1 protein-coding gene is annotated in these 582 nt (G+C 68.2%); it reads left to right on the top strand.

Features of this window, described 5'->3' with window-relative positions; genetic code table 11:
• On the top strand, nt 1–582 hold a 582-nt coding region (locus NS334_RS16875; protein WP_241492017.1), incomplete at both ends, for an isocitrate/isopropylmalate family dehydrogenase.

The following is a 582-nucleotide window of genomic DNA, read 5'->3' as shown; positions in this document are numbered from 1 at the left end:
CGACGCGATCTATTTCGGCGCGGTCGGCGCGCCCGACGTGCCCGACCACATCACGCTGTGGGGGCTTCGCCTGCCGATCTGCCAGGGCTTTGACCAGTACGCCAATGTGCGGCCGACCAAGATCCTGCCCGGCGTCGCCTCGCCGCTGCGCAATGTCGGCGTCGGCGATCTCGACTGGGTGATCGTGCGCGAGAATTCCGAAGGCGAATATGCCGGGATGGGAGGCCGCGCCCACAGGGGGCTGCCCGAAGAGGTCGGCACCGAAGTCGCGGTCTTCACCCGGGTCGGCGTCACGCGGATCATGCGCTACGCATTCCAGCTCGCGCAGTCGCGGCCGCGCAAATTCCTCACCGTGGTGACCAAGTCGAACGCGCAGCGCCACGGCATGGTGATGTGGGACGAGATCGCCGCCGAGGTGGCCAAGGACTTCCCCGACGTGACCTGGGACAAGATGCTGGTCGACGCCATGACGGTGCGGATGACGCTCCATCCGAAGAGCCTCGACACCATCGTCGCGACCAATCTGCACGCCGACATCCTGTCCGCACCCGCCCGCCCCCTGGCCGGCAGCCCTGGCGCCCC

Source organism: Sphingomonas endophytica (assembly GCF_001476895.1).
GTDB classification, from domain to species: domain Bacteria; phylum Pseudomonadota; class Alphaproteobacteria; order Sphingomonadales; family Sphingomonadaceae; genus Sphingomonas; species Sphingomonas endophytica_A.
Note: the sequence above shows the minus strand (reverse complement) of the source record. Positions and strands in the feature narration are given on the sequence as shown.